The 18,479-nt window shown below is 34.1% G+C and carries 15 protein-coding genes and 1 pseudogene; 7 read left to right on the top strand and 9 right to left on the bottom strand.

Features of this window, described 5'->3' with window-relative positions; translation table 11 throughout:
- Window positions 1–2: 2 nt before the first annotated feature.
- Window positions 3–974, bottom strand: coding sequence for a type I glyceraldehyde-3-phosphate dehydrogenase (gene gap / locus HGO49_RS06315; RefSeq protein WP_017532624.1), 972 nt, complete (start codon window positions 972–974; stop codon window positions 3–5).
- A gap of 151 nt (window positions 975–1,125) precedes the next feature.
- Between gap and HGO49_RS06310 the strand changes: the two genes are divergently transcribed.
- From HGO49_RS06310 to HGO49_RS06290, 5 genes are all read left to right on the top strand, one after another.
- Complete coding sequence (locus HGO49_RS06310; protein WP_017532625.1) at window positions 1,126–1,485, top strand: hypothetical protein; 360 nt, start codon at window positions 1,126–1,128, stop codon at window positions 1,483–1,485.
- Window positions 1,486–1,736: 251 nt separating this feature from the next.
- Window positions 1,737–2,591 carry a hypothetical protein gene (locus HGO49_RS06305; protein ID WP_017532626.1) on the top strand — a complete coding sequence of 285 codons (855 nt, stop codon included), beginning with the start codon at window positions 1,737–1,739 and terminating at the stop codon, window positions 2,589–2,591.
- 214 nt (window positions 2,592–2,805) lie between these two features.
- Window positions 2,806–3,060 (top strand): hypothetical protein, encoded by a 255-nt coding sequence (locus HGO49_RS06300; RefSeq protein WP_017532627.1) that lies wholly within the window; start codon window positions 2,806–2,808, stop codon window positions 3,058–3,060.
- Window positions 3,061–3,258: 198 nt separating this feature from the next.
- Window positions 3,259–3,792 carry an HK97 family phage prohead protease gene (locus HGO49_RS06295; protein ID WP_017532628.1) on the top strand — a complete coding sequence of 178 codons (534 nt, stop codon included), beginning with the start codon at window positions 3,259–3,261 and terminating at the stop codon, window positions 3,790–3,792.
- A gap of 101 nt (window positions 3,793–3,893) precedes the next feature.
- Window positions 3,894–6,014: a coiled-coil domain-containing protein gene (locus HGO49_RS06290; protein ID WP_017532629.1), complete on the top strand. Its 2,121-nt coding sequence runs from the start codon at window positions 3,894–3,896 to the stop codon at window positions 6,012–6,014.
- On the opposite strand, the pseudogene HGO49_RS06285 reads toward HGO49_RS06290, so the two are convergent.
- The 3 genes and pseudogenes from HGO49_RS06285 to typA all read right to left on the bottom strand — a co-directional run.
- Window positions 5,986–6,585, bottom strand: a pseudogene (locus HGO49_RS06285) (IS256 family transposase); the annotation flags it as partial. The gene HGO49_RS06290 and the pseudogene HGO49_RS06285 overlap by 29 nt on opposite strands.
- Window positions 6,586–6,618: 33 nt before the next feature.
- Window positions 6,619–7,845 carry a CCA tRNA nucleotidyltransferase gene (locus HGO49_RS06280; protein WP_017532631.1) on the bottom strand — a complete coding sequence of 409 codons (1,227 nt, stop codon included), beginning with the start codon at window positions 7,843–7,845 and terminating at the stop codon, window positions 6,619–6,621.
- Between the two features lie 335 nt (window positions 7,846–8,180).
- Window positions 8,181–10,010: a translational GTPase TypA gene (gene typA / locus HGO49_RS06275; RefSeq protein WP_007302691.1), complete on the bottom strand. Its 1,830-nt coding sequence runs from the start codon at window positions 10,008–10,010 to the stop codon at window positions 8,181–8,183.
- Window positions 10,011–10,232: 222 nt separating this feature from the next.
- On the opposite strand from typA, the gene gltX reads away from it, so the two are divergent.
- Window positions 10,233–11,582, top strand: a complete 1,350-nt coding sequence (gene gltX, locus HGO49_RS06270) for a glutamate--tRNA ligase (protein ID WP_017532632.1) — start codon at window positions 10,233–10,235, stop codon at window positions 11,580–11,582.
- A gap of 207 nt (window positions 11,583–11,789) precedes the next feature.
- On the opposite strand, the gene holA is transcribed toward gltX, so the two are convergent.
- The 5 genes from holA to HGO49_RS06245 form a co-directional block, all read right to left on the bottom strand.
- Complete coding sequence (gene holA, locus HGO49_RS06265; RefSeq protein WP_017532633.1) at window positions 11,790–12,809, bottom strand: DNA polymerase III subunit delta; 1,020 nt, start codon at window positions 12,807–12,809, stop codon at window positions 11,790–11,792.
- A 5-nt stretch (window positions 12,810–12,814) separates the two neighbouring features.
- Window positions 12,815–12,997: a hypothetical protein gene (locus HGO49_RS06260; RefSeq protein ID WP_015588477.1), complete on the bottom strand. Its 183-nt coding sequence runs from the start codon at window positions 12,995–12,997 to the stop codon at window positions 12,815–12,817.
- Between the two features lie 114 nt (window positions 12,998–13,111).
- Complete coding sequence (locus HGO49_RS06255) at window positions 13,112–13,921, bottom strand: metal ABC transporter permease (protein WP_017532634.1); 810 nt, start codon at window positions 13,919–13,921, stop codon at window positions 13,112–13,114.
- Window positions 13,915–14,262 carry an Mth938-like domain-containing protein gene (locus HGO49_RS06250; protein ID WP_017532635.1) on the bottom strand — a complete coding sequence of 116 codons (348 nt, stop codon included), beginning with the start codon at window positions 14,260–14,262 and terminating at the stop codon, window positions 13,915–13,917. The genes HGO49_RS06255 and HGO49_RS06250 overlap by 7 nt, the downstream gene beginning before the upstream one ends.
- 3 nt (window positions 14,263–14,265) lie before the next feature.
- On the bottom strand, window positions 14,266–15,132 hold the full coding sequence (locus tag HGO49_RS06245) for a 4-(cytidine 5'-diphospho)-2-C-methyl-D-erythritol kinase (RefSeq protein WP_017532636.1): 867 nt from the start codon (window positions 15,130–15,132) through the stop codon (window positions 14,266–14,268).
- Window positions 15,133–15,206: 74 nt separating this feature from the next.
- Between HGO49_RS06245 and HGO49_RS06240 the strand changes: the two genes are divergently transcribed.
- Entirely contained in the window at window positions 15,207–18,479 is a 3,273-nt protein-coding gene (locus HGO49_RS06240; RefSeq protein WP_017532637.1) for a UvrD-helicase domain-containing protein, read from the top strand.

Raw genomic sequence — 18,479 nt, 5'->3', positions numbered from 1 at the left:
CTTTACAATAACGCTATATCTAACATTCTCAGTGAAAAAGCCCATTCATTGTCATACCACGCTGCAACTCTACAGATATCGCCTGTGACATATGTACCAGCTAAATCCACAATTGCACTATAAGGGTTATGGACAAAGTCTATTGAAACTAAAGGCTCGTTACATATGGAAAGCACATGATTTGCTGAATTCTTAAATATTTCGTTTATTTCCTTAGTTGTTGCTCTCTTATCAGCTAAAAATTTAAAATCAACCATAGAAACGTTGCTAACCGGAACTCTAATAGCAGTACCATCTAGCTTACCCTTTAACTCAGGAATAACAGAACCAATTATTTTTGCCGCTCCGGTTGTAGTTGGCACCATAGAAAGGCCACAAGCTCTTGCCCTGCGTAAGTCTCTATGGTTGCCATCAAGAATATTTTGATCATTCGTATAGGCATGTATAGTGGTCATAAAACCGCTTTTTATACCTAAATTGGAGTGTAAAATGTGTACAATCGGAGCCAGACAGTTTGTAGTACAAGAACCTGCTGAGATCACTTTATGCTCCTTTTTGAGCATATCATTATTTACGCCGTAAACTATAGTTACATCAGCATCTGAAACTGGAGCAGAGACAATTACTCTCTCTGCATTATGCTTTGCTGCTTCCGCACACTTGTTGAATGCACCAGTGCATTCAAGTACTACATCAACATTCCAAGGAATATTTTCAGGGCTACGTTCTCTATATAAAGAAAACCTTTTGCCATTTATAGATAGCCAATTTTCAGACTCATTAAAATCAATATCACCACTGAATTTACCATGAACAGAGTCATATTTAATCAAATGTGCATGCTGCTCAGCACTGAGCGACCCATTTACCGCCACAACTTCTATTTGCTCGCTATAGTTTTCTACTTCAAAAATAGCACGCAATACACTTCTGCCTATTCTACCAAGACCATTAATTCCTACACGAATTGTCATTTTTCCATCTTAAAAGTTTAATTATAGGAAATATTGCCTGATATTTCATTCTATTCTTTTAGTTGTTAACTCTAATGTTATAATATATTGATTGACTAAAGAAACTGTCTCACTTAATTAATAATATCTAAATTTTAACTTGGAGTAGGTTATGCATGGATTACCAATGACAAATTCAGATAATCAGTATCAGCAAAGAAAAATAGAAGCATTGCAAAAAGAAAATAAAGGACTGTCAGAAAAAGTGAAAACACTACAGAAAATGTCAGTGCTGCACAATGAAATGCTAGTAATGCTACAGTGGAAATCAATAACAGAGAAACTGCACACAGAAATATTAAAAAAACTGCTAGAAGCACCTCAAGAGGCAGCAGCATTTCAATTAGAAGAAAGAGATGAAGATCAGCAAGTAATAGAAGACATACTAGATATGCAAGAAGAATTTGAATCTTTACAAAATTTGGAAAGTACTACTATTGAACAAACAAATATTCAAGGACAGAGCATATAAACTTGTAATAGTTTCAAGCTATTACATATAACTTTCTCTACTTCCTTCTTTATCGTTACCCAGTGTTGTGGCACTGGGTGCTCCGCTATTTTTGTATTTTACGACTAAGGAAAGGATATTATTTTTTAGTACTTATTTCTTAATATATTAATATGCATCTTGATTAAGTAATTATATTACTATATTATTTAATTATATATATTAATGTTAATTATTATGAACTTAGAACAATTAAAAAATTACAACTAGAGTTGCTTGGAATAATTTTTCTCATACTTGCACCAGCTAGTGCAGAAGAGGAAAAAGATATGAAAGATCGAGCATTAAAGATTATTGATGAATTAAAAGATCATATTAATGATTGTATAGAAATAAGTAATCGTAGAATGACAATTTTAGACTGCATTATCTCTTGTGATAGTCAAGATAACGTAAGGTTAAATAACAGATCGTTATTAGATTTAGAAGATGCCGTCAAAAGTATTGGAGGGCAAACTTTACAAAACTTAGAGCAAGTAGATGGGACATCTTCGGAAGTAATACAACATTCGTCTCATGAAGCAATGTTGGCGATTATAGAGCAAGGGATAAATGCAAATTTTAGAATTATGCAATACTGCGCAGCACTTGCAACATTCATACTGGGAACCTCAATAACTCATTCTATAAGATTAGATAGACAAGTTCCCTTAGGTGAAACTGGCGCAGCAATATTCAGGGCAACACTTGGAGGATTGTTGTCCGTACCAATGTGGGTTATACCAATGGGGATAATGACACCAATAATTGAATCAGTATCAGAGTGTAGGCCAAGACACATAATGCAAAGTATAGTAGAATGCAGCACGGCAAATACATCATCAGCCCTTGGATTATTTGCAGCTTTAAACGTAGGTATAACAGCATTTAGAAGCATAGTTGGAACAAATATGGAATTTGGAGAGTCATTAAGATCTGGTCTTATGACTAAAACTGCAACTACAATTGGAATTTGCGCTGGTGCTGCATTGTCAACGGCTTTGATCAGAAGAGCGTTTGCTCCCATCTCTACAAATTTGGAAAGTGTTGCCACTGAACAACCAAATATCCAAGAACAGAGCATATAGCTACCTTTATCGTTACCCCGGGTGTTGTAAAACTGACCTCCCGCTACGCAAATCACCTACAAAACACAATCTTTTTATTTACCCAAACAATTAGTTGTGAATTTAAGTAGTTATATTAATGTACTAAATATTTACTTAATATACTAGTATTTACCTTGACTGAACAATTATAGTGCTGTATCATTCGTACTTAAGCTTTAATAGTGAGGTAGTGATGGACGCAGCTGAAACAAGTAAACTGGTTGGATCAATGATTGGAGCATTCTTAGGCACAATGATATATTCTAAAATCTATCAAGAATATGAGGGAGAAACATGGACAGAGTCATTAATGAATGGCTTTATAGCCGCTGTTTCTTTGGGATTTGGCTTCCTTCTAGGAAAAATAATTACTCCTACAAATGAAGCTGTTTCTACAAATCTAGAAAACGCTGCTGTTGAGCAACCTAACGTGCAGCAAAGGAGGTAGCTCCCCTACCCTTCTGTGTATAAAACGACAAATTTTATAACTCAAAAAGTACTTTCCCATTTTTAGAGTACTGCATATAATAGAATTATGTTGCAATGCCTTATACTCATCCTGAGATATAGGAAAATAATCTATACAGCATTTTAAGCTGGCTCAGAGCGCTGGCAATCCCAATACCATAATTTACAAGGAGGACTTATGAATAAGGAATTTCTCTATTCACCATTGTCAATAAAAAGCATAGAAGAAAACGGAGTATTTTCTGGCTATGCGAGCGTTTTTAACATAATTGATAAGCAAAATGATCTGATATTGCCCGGAGCATTTAAGAGCGACTTAAATAAAAGTCAGATAAAACTTCTTTGGCAGCATAATCCGAGTGAACCTATAGGTAATATTACGGATATTTGCGAAAATGATGTTGGCCTATATATAACTGCACATTTGCTCTTGGGTATACAAAAAGCAAAGGAAGTATATTTAATGCTCAAAACTGGAACTATTAACGGGCTTTCGATTGGCTATATACCAATAGAGTATGATGTTGATCATGAAAGCGGAGCTCGAGTGTTAAAACAAGTGGAGCTATGGGAAGTTAGTTTGGTCACCTTCCCTGCAAATTTGGCAGCTCAGGTAATCAACGTGAAAAATCAGCACAATGAACAAGAAATGTTAGCAAGAGCAATAGAAAAAGCAAATTCTGTGCTTACGAACATGTGTATTTCTACTTAAAATCTATAAAAATTTTCACACAATTTAACATTTATATTATTATTTATTTAATAATTATATTAATATATATAACTTCAATACTTTAAAAATTAGGTAATTTTATGCTGAATGCTAACAATAAGGTTAATTACGAAACTAGTATTAAACAAAAGGAAAAAAAATACAGCTTATCCACTGTGCTTGCTTGGCTATATCTAAAAACAATCGGACGAATATTGCCAAGGAGATGGAATAAATGGGCAGAGAATATCCTACATTACAATATTGCAGATAATGGGGTTCAGACTGATGATCTTTTAAATTCTGACAGAGAAAAGGAATTGAAGGATGAAATTAAGAGACTAGAAGAAAAGTTGAAAGAAGGTAGTAAGAAGGAGGAAAATCAGTCAAATTTAAATCAGGAATTAACTAAAAAAGAGAAAGAAATTACTGAACTTAAAGAACAAGTAAAATTATTAGAAGAAGAAAAAGAAGGAAAAATAAGCAGTTTAACGGAATTAAATAAAGTATTAGAACAAGAGAAAAAGGAAATGGACGATGAAAATAACGCACAACAGCGAACCATATCTAATCAAGATAAAAGAATAAAAGAACAAGACACATTAATTACTTCACTTACTGATAAAAATAAAGACATAAATGAAACTGTGAAGGAAGATAATGAAAGCCTAAGAGCGCAAAACACAGATTTAGAAAGTGAAATTAATGAATTGAAAGAAAAAGCTAAGAAAAAAAATACTGAAGTAGAAAATCTTAAACAACAATTAGAGCAAAACAAAAGTGATTCAAGTAATAAACTAAGCGCTGCTAAAAAAGAGAAAAAAGAATTAGAAAATGAAGTTACTAAGTTACAAGAACAAGCTAAGGAAAAAGGTGCTGAAGTAGAGAATCTTAAACAACAATTAGAGAAAGAAAAAGATGAATTAAAAGATTCAATTAGCAAACTAAATACTGCTGAAAAAAACAAAAAAGACTTAGAAGGTGAAGTTAAAGAATTGAAAGAAAAATTACAGATATTAGAAAAAAATAGTGCTGAAATAGAAAAACAAAAGGCCGATTTGGAGGGAAAATTAAAATCTTCACAAGAAGAGAATAAAAAGTTACAAGAACAAGTACAGACATTAGAAAAAGGTAAAGAGTGGGAATCAGCTGGAATAGATGATAGCTTAAAGCAAACTTCTGCAAAGAAAGAGAAGCAGATTGAGCAGTTACAAGAGGAACGTAAGCAAGCAGAATATCAAGCGAAAGCTGATATTACAAAACTACAGGAAGAAAAAAGAGGTCTGTTAGTTAAAATAGATAGCTTAAAGGAAAATTTGTCAGTTGCGCAAGAACAGTTACAGAAACAACTAAAGTTAAATAATCAAGAGTTACTGGAATTGAAAAAAGAGAAGAGAAATGTTGATACAAAGTTAGAAGATATGGATAAAAAAACTAAAGAGGTAGATGCAATTAGTATAGCATCTACTACAAAAAAAACACTTTTTCATTCTATGAAGTCAAGCTTTTCAAATGGTTCTTATGATCTTTTCAATAATAAGAAGCTCAAGGAATTTTTATCTCATAAGAATAGAGAGTTGAAAAAAGGTTTTCCTGAACTTGAAGGAAAACACTTTTGCCATAACGTGCTTGGTGAAACTATAAAATCTCTATCAAATCAAAGTGATGGTAAATTTGAAAGCAATAAGTTACTTGAATTATTAAAAAATAATTTGAAAAAATTAGCAAGTGAGATCATAGAAGCTGAAGTTAAAGGAGTTGTCAAAAAATATTGTAATATTGGAAATATAGATAAGGAGTTACGTGATGGTGTGTTAAAAGACAAGCTGTTACTTTCTATTAAAAAATGCATGAAAAATTTAAGTTGGGATGAGGAAGCTGCTAATGCAATTACAGATTCTGTCTTGAACAACTTTCATAGCAAAGATAATAGCAATCTCCAAGAAATTGTTTCGGAGGAGTTAATAAAAGGTAGAATGGAATTTTTTTCAAGTAATATCGAGTTGTTACAACTAGCATCAAGTATAAGAGATAAATTTTTATCCCCAGATCAGAGAATGTGTAATAAGACTCAAGGAAGAGTAAATGAGTATCAATTAACAGATAAAGCTAAAAAAGAATACGAATTAACACCTAATTCTTCCATAAGTTACACTACTGAGGATGTTCAAAAAAGTGTGTCAAACCGAATTTTTAATTCAACTCAATCTTTAATCTACTAGGGAAAAAAATATCGAGTTGAGATATAGATAATGCCCAATCATGTACAGGCATCGTCCATTTCTCTTCCACCTTTCTTATAGCACAATATACCAGCTTGTACAAGGCATTTATGCTGGTGAATGCGCCTTTGGTCTTGGTAAATTTCCTAATTTGCCTGTGTAGCCCCTCGATGAGATTAGTGGTATAAATTAGCCTTCTAACAGGACCTGAATACTTGAAGTAACCAGATAAACTTTCCCAATTGTTCTGCCAAGATTTTACAACTAATGGATACTTTTCGCCCCATTTTTCCTCCAGCTCAAGCAAATAATTTTCTGCAATTTCTTTACTTGTAGCGCGGTATATTTTTTTTAAATCATTCATGAAAACTTTTACATCTTTGCTTGATACGTATTTCAGAGAGTTCCGTATTTGATGCACTACACATAGCTGTACTTCCACATTAGGAAATACGCTATTTATAGCTGCAGGAAAGCTTTTTAGGCCATCGACACAAGCTATCAAAATGTCTTCTATTCCTCTCTCTTTCAAGTCATTTAATACGCCTAACCAGAAGCTAGCTCCCACACTACTTCATCAAACATTCAGGGATTAGCTAGATAACTAGAGTAGGCTCTTAGCATAAAGTATTAGCTCCTCCTTTGTTAAAGTGTAGGAGCTGTCTTCCCAGTGTTGTCGTAGCAATTCCAAGTTTCTACCTAAATTTTTTCCTGGTTGATGACCTATAGTTATTAAATCATTCCCAGATAAAGGAAATTTTGGAATGTTAAACATCTTAGCAAATGAAATATACTCATCAACATTTGTTCCAGACTCAATACCACAAATCTTCATTAAGTCACAATATAATTCCTTACCAAATAAAGATATGTATTTCTTTTGCTCTTTTTCTGAAAGCTCTGTTTTGATATTGTTTGATAATAAAAATAATATTTTTTTCTTTTGCTTATTTGAAAGACGTAAAAACTTGCTCACTTCTTCCCCAAGACTCGCTCTATCTTCAGCAGTTCTAAGAAGCAAAGCTAATTTTGTTAGTGCATCGATTGTGGGATCTAGGAAAGGAGTATGGTCATACGCTGAGGGTTTTGTAGGAGGTTTAGTGTTGATAAGAAGTGGTGAAGATAAAATTTCGCATTTTACTTCTTTTGGAATAATTTTTTGTAAAACATCAGATTTTTGCATGCTCTTAAGTGTTGGAGCAGGATCATTGCATTCCAAGAGTTTAAATATTTCTTCTCTTATTCTCTCTCCAGAGAGGTTTTGAATCATGTGTGAATGCTTTTTGCACACATCCAATATTTCATCACTTAAATCTCCTATGCATATTTTAGCGTGAAAACGAAACGCTCTTAAAATACGTAGATAGTCTTCCTTAATCCTATCTTCAGCGTTACCTATAAAGTTTAACTTTCGTGTTTTTAAGTCCTGAATGCCACCAAAGTAGTCGTATATATGGCCATGCTTGTCTGCATAAAGAGCATTAAACGTAAAGTCGCGCCTTGAAGCATCAGCTTGCCAATCATTAGTAAACTCTACCTTCGCATGTCTACCGTCACACTTTACATCATGCCTTAGCGTTGTAATCTCAAAGGATCTTTTATTTAAAATCGCAGTAATAGTTCCATGTTTTAAGCCAGTTGGAATAGTTTTTATATTACGGAGTTTTAACGCTTTAACTGCTTGATTAGGCAGCAGATTAGTAGCAAGATCGATGTCGTGAATGTCACGCTGTAAAATTGAATCTCTAACACATCCACCAACAAGCCTTGCCTCACCACCAAATTTCTCTATAGCCTCAATAATTACACTAGTTTCGTGATCAATTTGCATTTAGGTTACACATACTGAAAATCATGTTACAAAAAATGCGAAACTTTTGCAAAAATCCTCATATAAAAATATATAGGCAGGAGAGTGGTAAAATAAGAGGGTAAAGTGATAGAGTAAGTCTACAACAAATCCAGTGCCTAGAAACTTATAAGTATAAAAGTAATACAACGTTTCTTATAAAAAGCTAGATTCCAGCGTCACGCGCTGGAATGACATCTTTCTACAGACAATAGCCTTCTCTTGTCATCCCAGTACCTGCTCAAGTAACTGACACTAGTTCCCTTTATGATGGTGTTATCCGAGTAGCTCATCCAGCTTTTTATCAGGAACGTTGATTACTCTTTATTCTTCGCCCTTCCTGCACGTTTACGTTCATTTGGATCGAGAAACTTCTTACGCAAACGTATAGATTTTGGAGTTACTTCTACTAATTCATCATCGTCTATATATGCTATCATATCCTCCAGTGTCATTATTTTTGGTGGAGTAAGCTTTATAGCTTCATCGCTACCTGAAGCTCTTACGTTTGTTAATTGCTTACCTTTAAGTACATTTATTTCTAAATCATTGTCACGACTATGCTGACCGACAATCATACCACAATATACCTTATCTTGTGGCTTAACAAACATAATTCCCCTATCTTGCAGATTGAAAATTGCATACGCTACTGCTTCGCCTTTGTCTGTTGAAATTAAAACCCCATTACGCCTTCCGGAAATTGAACCTTTATGTGGAGCATAACTGTGAAATAAACGGTTGATTATACCAGTGCCGCGAGAATCAGTTAAAAATTCTCCTTGATAGCCAATTAATCCCCTTGATGGCACTAAAAATGTCAACCTAGTTCTGCCACTACCAGAAGGTCTCATATCAGTTACTTCACCTTTTCGAAAGCTAAGTTTTTCCATGATGATTCCACTATACTCATCATCTACATCAATTACTACTTCCTCTATAGGTTCAAGTTTTTTGCCATCTTCTTCTTTAAACAGCACTCGAGGCCGTGAAACTGAAAGTTCAAAACCTTCCCTTCTCATATTTTCAATCAGTACCCCAAGCTGCAACTCACCACGTCCACCTACTTCAAATGCTTCACCACTTGGAGCCAAAGTTACAGTAATTGCAACGTTTGTTTCTGCTTCTGCATATAAACGATCTTTTATAACAGTTGAGGTAAGTTTTGTTCCCTCTTGCCCAGCAAAAGGTGAGTCATTAACGCTTATAGTAATCGCCATTGTTGGCGGGTCAACTGGAGTTGAGCTGATCGCAGTTGTAACTTCTGGTGCTGCTATAGTGTCTGAAACTGAAGCTTTCTCAAGTCCTGCAATGGCAATGATATCACCAGCTACAGCTTGCTCTACTGGAACGCGTTTTAAGCCAGAAAATGAGAGTAACTTAGTTAATCTCCCTCGCTCAACCACTTGACCATCAAGATCAATTACCTTAAGATCTGAGTTAACTTGCGCGATTCCTTGGTAAATCTTTCCTGTCAATATTCTGCCAAGAAATTTATCAGATTCAAGTAAAGTAACTAGCATAGCAAAAGGTGCATTTTGATCATAAACGGAAGGTTTTATGTAATCTATCACCGTTGAAAATAATGGGCTTAAATCTTTTCTCTCATCAGATAGCTCCTTAGCACACCAACCATTTCTACCTGAAGCATAGAGTACTGGAAAATCTAGTTGCTCGTTGGTTGCATCAAGGTTAAAAAATAACTCATATATTTCATTTAGTACTTCATCAATTCTGCTGTCTGGTCGATCAACCTTATTGATTATCACAATCGGTTTTAAATTTGCCTTTAGTGCTTTTGAGAGCACAAATTTTGTTTGTGGCATTGGACCTTCTGCAGCATCAACCAGTAGTAATACACCATCTGCCATGCAGAGCACCCTTTCCACTTCTCCACCAAAATCCGCATGTCCTGGTGTATCAATGATATTGATTTTCTCATCACCCCACATTATTGACGTACATTTTGCAAGTATTGTAATCCCACGTTCACGTTCTTGATCACCACTATCCATCACTCGTTCTTGAACTTCTTGATTCTCACGAAACGTGCCACTTTGTTTTAACATGTTATCAAGTAAAGTAGTTTTTCCGTGGTCAACGTGTGCAATTATTGCAATATTGCGGATTGATTTAAATTCACTCATTTCTTATCATTTCAAATTTAATTTAATAACAAGTATACGTATAATATATTTAGAGTAAATAACTAAAGCCGTGCTTTCAGAGTATTTTAGGCAGATCATGGAACTCTAACAAAAAGGTTTCATGTTCGCTGTACTTTGTAGCAACTAACACCAAGACAAAGAAGAATCTTGCTTTAGCAGTACATTTATATAAAATTAAAATAAACTAAAGTAATCATTTAAATGCTAACAAGATTCGCTCCAAGCCCAACTGGCTACCTACATGTAGGAAACATACGCACTGCACTCATTTGTTGGATGTACACACGTAATCAAAACGGAAAATTTTTACTACGTTTTGATGATACTGATCTTGAGCGTTCAGATATCAAATATGTAGATAATATCATAGAAGACCTAAAATGGATTGGCATAAATTGGAATTCAAGTTTTAAGCAATCAGAGCGTTTTGAGAGCTATAACGAGGTGTTCTTACAGTTAATGAAAGAAGGTCATATTTATGCATGTTATGAAACAAGAGAAGAATTAGACACTAAACGAAAATTGCAATTAAAACAAGGTCTTCCCCCTGTTTACGATAGAGGTGCGTTGCTTCTAACTGAGCAAGAGAAAATTCGTTATGAGCAAGAAGGACGAAAACCACATTTCAGATTTAAATTGAATAGAAACGAAATTGTAAAATGGAATGATGAAGTTAAAGGTGAAATAAATATTGCAACAATTCACATTAGCGATCCTGTGGTAAAAAGAGAAGATGGAATTTATACATACATGTTACCTTCTGTTGTTGATGATGTTGACTTTAATGTAACCCATGTTGTACGCGGGGAAGATCATGTAACTAATACCGCAGTTCAGATCCAAATTATTAAAGCATTAAAAGCGAAAATTCCTATATTTGCTCACCTTCCCCTACTACATTTTGATGATAGCAAGATATCGAAACGGAAAGGTGGGTTGGATATTAAGTCCATAAGAGAAGATGAGATTGAGCCAATGGCGCTAACTAGCTATTTAGCAAAACTTGGCACATCTGATCCGATAGAAGCTCATGTTGATATGCAGTCTTTAATTAACTCATTTGATATTAAAAAATTTAGCTCAGCATCTGCACAATTCAGCTTGAGTGAAATGTATAAGCTAAATAGCAAAGTGCTGCAACAAATGCCATTTGAAATGGTGCAAGATCGTTTAAGTCAAATTGGCTCAGAGTTTTGGTATTTTATAAGGAGTAATATAGAAAAGTTTTCTGAGGTGGCCAAATGGTGGAAAATATGCAAATTTGGTATAGAACCTGTGGTTCTTAATAAAGAGTTTATAAAAATAGCGCTAAGCACATTACCTCAAGGTGATTGTAATGAAAACACATTATCAGAGTGGGTTAAAAATATTCGACAGACAATTGATATAAAGGCAAAAGATCTATTTATGCAGTTGCGCCTCGCTTTAACAGGAACAGAAACAGGTCCAGAACTCGCTAAATTATTAATTTTTATCGGTAGAGAGAGCATTGTTGCAAGGTTAGAAGAAAATCATACAAAAGGTTTAAATGTACCGAATGTATTTGAATGACACCAATAAGAATTGTTCAGGAAATGTGAAAATATTAGATTTCTTGTCATTCCAGTTTCTGCTCCTGTCATTCCAGTGCTTGACACTGGAATCCATAATCTTGCCAAAACGTTGTATTTTAAAATAACTTCTACACATATCCCATATTTCTGGATCCCAGTGTCAGCTACTTTCATGACAACATTTAGTTGTTTTTTCTCGTCTACCTTATTTTACTACTCTGCTGAACGAATAACACCAATAGTTAATCTCATGCTGAAAGATCATTTTATGGTCCAAGTCAGTTCTTTTACAAGTCACTTCCAAGCTCATCAAATTTTCTAAGATCTTCTTAAGTTCTGAAAGTTGCAAACTTTTCAAATGAGATTTAAAACTCTGCAATTGTTTGAAGAACAATGGAGGACTCAGCTGGTCAATTGCAGCTTGTTCATTCATTCCATTTTGTATTAACAGCAAAACGCTTTCTAGCCGTAGAAAATAATTTGATATAATACGGATTAATGCTATCGGTGAAAAATTCTCTTGTAATATCAATACATCGGAAATTTTGATGAATTGTCCCATGTCTTTACTCACTATTGCAGAGCACAGATTATCAAGTGTAACATAATCATTGCCGGAGGTTGAAAAGCATAGATCTATATCAGCAAGTTTAAGATCTTTTCTTTTTCCTAGATATAAAACTAATTTTTCAAGCTCTGAATATATAGGCAGTTTGCTATGATTAAAATAAGACTGCAAGTGGTAGATTATCTCACTTGTGCACTCTATATCATTTTGTTTCAAGTAACTTGATATAATATCACAAAGATTACTACCGCTGTCCTTATAGCAGGTAATGACACCGAAAATTTTTGAGCTTTCCATATAACTTTTAGTTGTAGAACTATATGGAAGATCATTTGCTATCATTACTATATAATGATCACCTATATTATGATCCAATATGTTTCTTAACTCTTTAGATATACTTCCACTGACATTTATCAGCTTAACTAACCTTTTCTTAGTAAACATCGAAATGTTTGCCAACTCGGAAAATAACAAGCCAGGCGATTTATTCACTATTGCAAAATCCATCACCTGAACTGAATACTCATTCAAGTTGGCAATTATTTCCTGTACAAAAATATCGACCTTACTATTGTCACTTCCATGAATTAATACACCACTTAAAGTATCGGGTTTCTCAAGGAATTTTTTAACTTTAGATGGCGTGATTCTCATGCCATCTATATTATATTATCACTACTTGGTGGTACATCATTTGATTGCACATCAGTTTCCAACAATTCTGAGCTTTCTTGATTTGCTGTATTCTGCATATCATCAGAGACTTCTTTCTTTCCCGTAACATAATTATAAAAATTTTTTATAGGCTGTCCTATATATCTAGAAAAAAATCCTTCGGCCATATCTTTCACTCCACAAATTAACAATTAGCACATAAAAACAACGTAGCAAAAACTACATTATGCTCAGATAGTTACACTCATTTGTTAATGAATTATGAACTTCCAAGACCAAAATTAAGTCGATCTACTTAACACCAATCTTATAAAATAAGCAATGATTAAATACACAGCTGCGATAAGTATAATTGCAGGTCCAGTTAATAAGTCAAAACTTGCAGATAATATCAAACCTGATACTCCAGAAATCACAGAAAAAACTGTTGCAACAATAATCATTTGCATTGGAGTTTTTGAAATGAGTCTTGCTGATGCAGCAGGTATTAACAAAAATGCAGCAATGAGTAATATTCCTATTAATTGAGCAGAAATTGCAATAAAGATAGCGAGTATAATCAAAAATTCTAGCCTAACAAAATTAACATTTACTTTCTCAACTGTTGCCAAATCTTGATTAATCGAAATCATCAGCCAATAGCGCCATCTAAATATTAATATCAAAGTAACTATTACGGAGGTTAGAAAAATTGATATTATATCACTTCGGTCGATCATTAATATATCGCCAAACAATGAGCTAATAATACTATTATTACCTGATGGAAGAAAAGACATAAGTATTAAACTCGATGATAAAACTACATTGGTAACTATATTCAATATCGTATCAGCAGAATATAATTTGTTAAAATTAAGAGAAAGTAGTATAGCAAACATAATTGCAATGAGCATTATACTTACCGATGGGCTGATATTAAAGATTAAAGCAAGTGCAATACCAAGCAATGAAGAATGGGACAAACTATCACCCAAATACGATAACCTTTGCCATATCATAAATGACCCCAGAGCTCCTGTTACTAGGCTAATCATAATTACCGCAATTAGACTGTTTATAAAAAAACTCTGTGTAAATATCTCTAACATGCTATCAGATAACTGACAACAAACCTATCTTCAGATATTAAAACGTTATGGGTTCTGCATGCAGAACCCGTCGTCATAAATTCAAAATTTAAATTCTTTTGCTCCATAAGATAAGATTTCATTGAACAATCGCGTATCTTACCAGTACCTATTATCAAAATCTCTATTTCCTCTGTTAAAAAAGATTTAAAATACTCCTTGTTATTTATATCACTTTCTTTCAATTTAATCACCTTTTCAGGAAAAATTATAATTGAGCCATGATATTCTTGATTATTTACCCAAAATCTTTCTTCCCTGTAACCATCTATAAGATTTTTCTTCTTGGAAATTAAGGGCATAAATCAAACTATTAATTCCGTGTCGCACACCCACCATTCTGGATATTCCTTTTTGATATTTGCCGCTGCAGCTTTTGCACTTTCTTCACTATCAAACATTCCAAAACACCCTACACCACTACCTGACATACGAGAAAGTATAGAGCCTTTTTGTGACTCTAGTGTTGATATTACATTCTGAATTTCAGGTACAAGACTTATTGCTGCTTCTTGCAGGTCATTTTTTGTCTCTTTAAGAAGCTCTAACAAATTCTCCTCAGTGTTATCACTCCACTTAATTGGATTAGAGAAATCCTCTTTATACTTGGAAAATACTTCTGATGTATTCAAAAACTTTTTTTTTGGTTTCACAAGTACCAGACTTATGGGTAAAGAGCATTGTTTAATGGGACATAATTCCTCACCAACACCTCCAACAAAAACTGGCTTACTATCTACACTTGCAGGCACATCAGCACCAACGCTTAAAGCTATATCATTTAAAATTTGCCTATCAATATCCCACAGCTCTCCTAGCGTGCGTATCACAGCTCCAGCATCTGAGGAACCACTACCAAATCCTGCAGCAATTGGTACATTTTTTATAACCTTTACAGTGACTTTAGTTCGTATAGGAGCGTACCTAAGCAGTAGACTCAATGCTTTCGTTATAGTATTATATCGATAATTTATTTTAAACTCAGAGTTTACAAATTGAACTGTAGAGTTATCATATCTAAAGTTTTTTTCTCCTACTTTTATCTCTAAAAAATTAAAAAGTTTAGCAAAGACAACCAAACTTTCAATTAAATGATACCCTCTTTCTTCTCTATTTATAATATGTAAAAAAAGATTGATCTTTGCAGGAGCCTTTACACAAAAACTTTCCATCTGTATATCTTCACTAACACTATCTTATTTACTATACTTGAAATGCCACTTCAGTCAAACTTTATACACTCCTAATGAGATCAAATGCCATAAATCCTAACTTCTCTGTATGGGTAAGTGCATCAGCTGGTACAGGTAAAACAAAAATCTTAATAGACAGAGTATTAAGACTTCTATTAGAGAATAAGAGAAATATTCTCTGCTTAACATTTACCAATGCTGCAGCAAATGAAATGGAGGATCGCATTTACAGTACACTTAGTAAGTGGGCAATATGTCCAGAGGGTATATTGGTCACAGATTTAGAACAATTAGCCCAGTGCGTGACCAGAGAAAATAAAGATTATTTAACAAGAGCAAGAAGGCTTTTTTCTGAATTGGAAAATCTTGGTCTTACTATTCAAACTATACACGCCTTTTGTTACAAATTAATCTCCAGCTTTCCTACAGAAACTGGTATCGCTCCAAATTGTACGTTGAGCGAATGTAAAGAATTGCATTCCACCGTATTTGAAAAAACGCTTCATAATGAAACTGTGCAGGACGATATAAATATCATTGCATCTGAAATTGATGAAAACAAGCTGAGTGATTTGCTCTATACCTTATGTGTAAAGAGATCAGCTCTAGAAAATAATTTAGGGTATATCAAAGATAAACTAAGTACCCCAGATAAGATTCACGATTTACAGAGTGAAACGATTGAGCAGATAAAAAGATTAACTAAAATATTAAGTGAGGGCAGCAAAAGAGATCAAAGTTACAGTGCGATACTTTATGCTACTGTCATCCCAACTGGAATCCAGAAAGAAAATATGTGGATTCCAGTTGGAATGACACCAGGCCTAGTAGATCCCAGTGTTAGCTACTTGGATGACACCAGAATAAAGTTGAATAACACCAAGATAGAGAACTTAGCTAAAGTATTTCTCAAATCAGAATCGTACGAAAAAAAGAGCATATCATCCATTATAACAAAGGGTACTTTGGAAAAATTTGAAGACGCAGAGCAAATGATAGAAAGCATTCAAAATGCATTGTCTACCCATGTAAAGGACATAAATTCTTATCAAATATTCAGAAGAACCAGTAGTTTGCTTGGTATATTTAAAGTATATGTTGATCTATATAACAATGAAAAATCAAAGAATGCACTGCTTGACTATGATGATATCATCAATTTAGCAACAAATCTCCTTAGCAATCCAGGCTATAAAGATTGGATATTATTTAATCTAGACCAAAAAATAGACCACATTCTTGTTGATGAGGCGCAAGACAATAGTATCAGTCAATGGAAAATTATAACAAATCTCTGCAGTGAATTTTTTACCGGTGGTGACGAAAAGAGAACCTTATTCGTTGTTGGCGATGTAAAACAATCCATTTACAGATTTCAAGGAGCAAATCCCCATCTATTTAATTACATGCAGCAGTATTTTCACACAAAAACTGGTGATAGAGATTGGATATCATGTCAACTTGAAAAGTCATTTCGCTCAACTCCAGAAGTTTTGATGCTTGTAGACAAAATATTCAACAATTTTCGTGAAGAAATATCTTTCGATGATAACGAGATAAAACATATTCCACATAGAGAAAATGATCAAGGATACATTGAAATTTGGCCGTTATTGCCAAGTTATAAAGAGGAAGAGCAGCAAGCCTTACAATTAACACACAGAAAAGATTATGTCATAGCAGATCGATTACTTGCTCAGGCAATAGCTCGCAAAATTCACAATTGGTTAAACGAAGGGCGTATTTTAGTCGCCAAAGATCGTCATATAGAACCAAGGGATATTATGATTTTGGTACGGCAGCGAAATGTGTTAGTTGATTACATAATAAGTGAGTTAAAAAAAGTAAATGTACCAGTTATAGGCCGAGATTATTTTAGAATTATGGATTACATAGCTGTGCAGGACTTAATAGCTTTAGCCGAATTTTTGCTTCTTCCAACAAATGATCTAGCTCTCGCAAATGCTTTAAAATCACCGCTATTTAACTTCACTGAGGACGATTTATTCAATATTGCATATAATCGTAAAGAACAGTCGTTGTGGGAAAAACTTCAAGATTATCAGGAGATTATCTCTAATGAATTAAACTATCTGATTAACTTATCTCAGACAGAATCCCCACTTACACTATTCACGCATATATTGCGCACAGGCAAGAAGAAATTTGCTGCAAGGCTAGGTCTTGAGTGCTTCGAGGTCCTAGACGAATTTATGAATCTCGTATTGCAATTTGAGCACCCCTCTCTTCAAGCATTTGTTCAGTGGATCAAAGAAAATAATCCTGAGATTAAAAATGATATGCAATCAGAACGCAATGCTGTACGAATAATGACAATTCATAAATCAAAAGGTCTACAAGCTCCAATAGTGTTTTTAGTTGACACAAATACAGTGCCAAGAAACAGCGAAAGTATTTTGTTTGATGCAACGGAAGCACCATTTTGGTGTGGCAAAAATAATAATGCTTATTGTAATCAAGTAAAAAGAGAGAAAAAATTAGAGGATTATAACGAATATTTGCGTTTGCTATACGTGGCACTCACGCGTGCTGAAGATGAGTTATATATTTTAGGCAAAGAGCCAGTGCAAAAGGGCTCTTGGTATGATCTAGTTATTCAATATGGAGCATTATATGAGAGGAAAAAACTATACTTACAGCCGATATTTAAAGAAAAAGTTGAAGTGCTATGCATGAATGCAAACTACCCTTCTATTTATAAAAAACGTGATTATTTTGATGTTCCAGTGATTTCACCTCCATCAAACCTATCAATGTCATTGCAGCACGTAACGCTGGAACCTGGAGAAAAAAAGCCAGTGTCAAGCACTGGGATGACAGATGAGAATGCTGGAATGACAAAAAGGAGCATTGGGACGACAGACAGCTATGCAAGAGGCTTAATAATTCACAGTATATTGCAATATATGCCCAAGATAGAGAAAGACAGGAGAAAAAATTGGGTTAGGAAATATCTTGATAGCATAAACACTAGTGAAGATAAGGATGAAATTTACAGCAAAATATTAACCTTTAATGAAAAATATGATTACCTGTTCGACTTGGAGGGCAAATCAGAAATTCCACTTAGTGGAACAATTGACGGAAAACCAGTATTAGTGCGGCTAGACAGACTGTGCATAACAGAAGACAAATCAATCATAATTGACTATAAATCACACCATAACGTTTCTATTTCCTCATCAAATGAAATAAAAAAGCAAATGTTGATCTATAAAACCTTAGTGCAAGAAGTCTACCCAGATAAGCAGGTAGAGTGCGTGGTTATTTGGATGGAAGATTTAACCTTACAATCTTTGATCTAA

This window comes from Wolbachia endosymbiont of Diaphorina citri, from assembly GCF_013096535.2.
Classification (GTDB): domain Bacteria; phylum Pseudomonadota; class Alphaproteobacteria; order Rickettsiales; family Anaplasmataceae; genus Wolbachia.
Note: the sequence above shows the minus strand (reverse complement) of the source record. Positions and strands in the feature narration are given on the sequence as shown.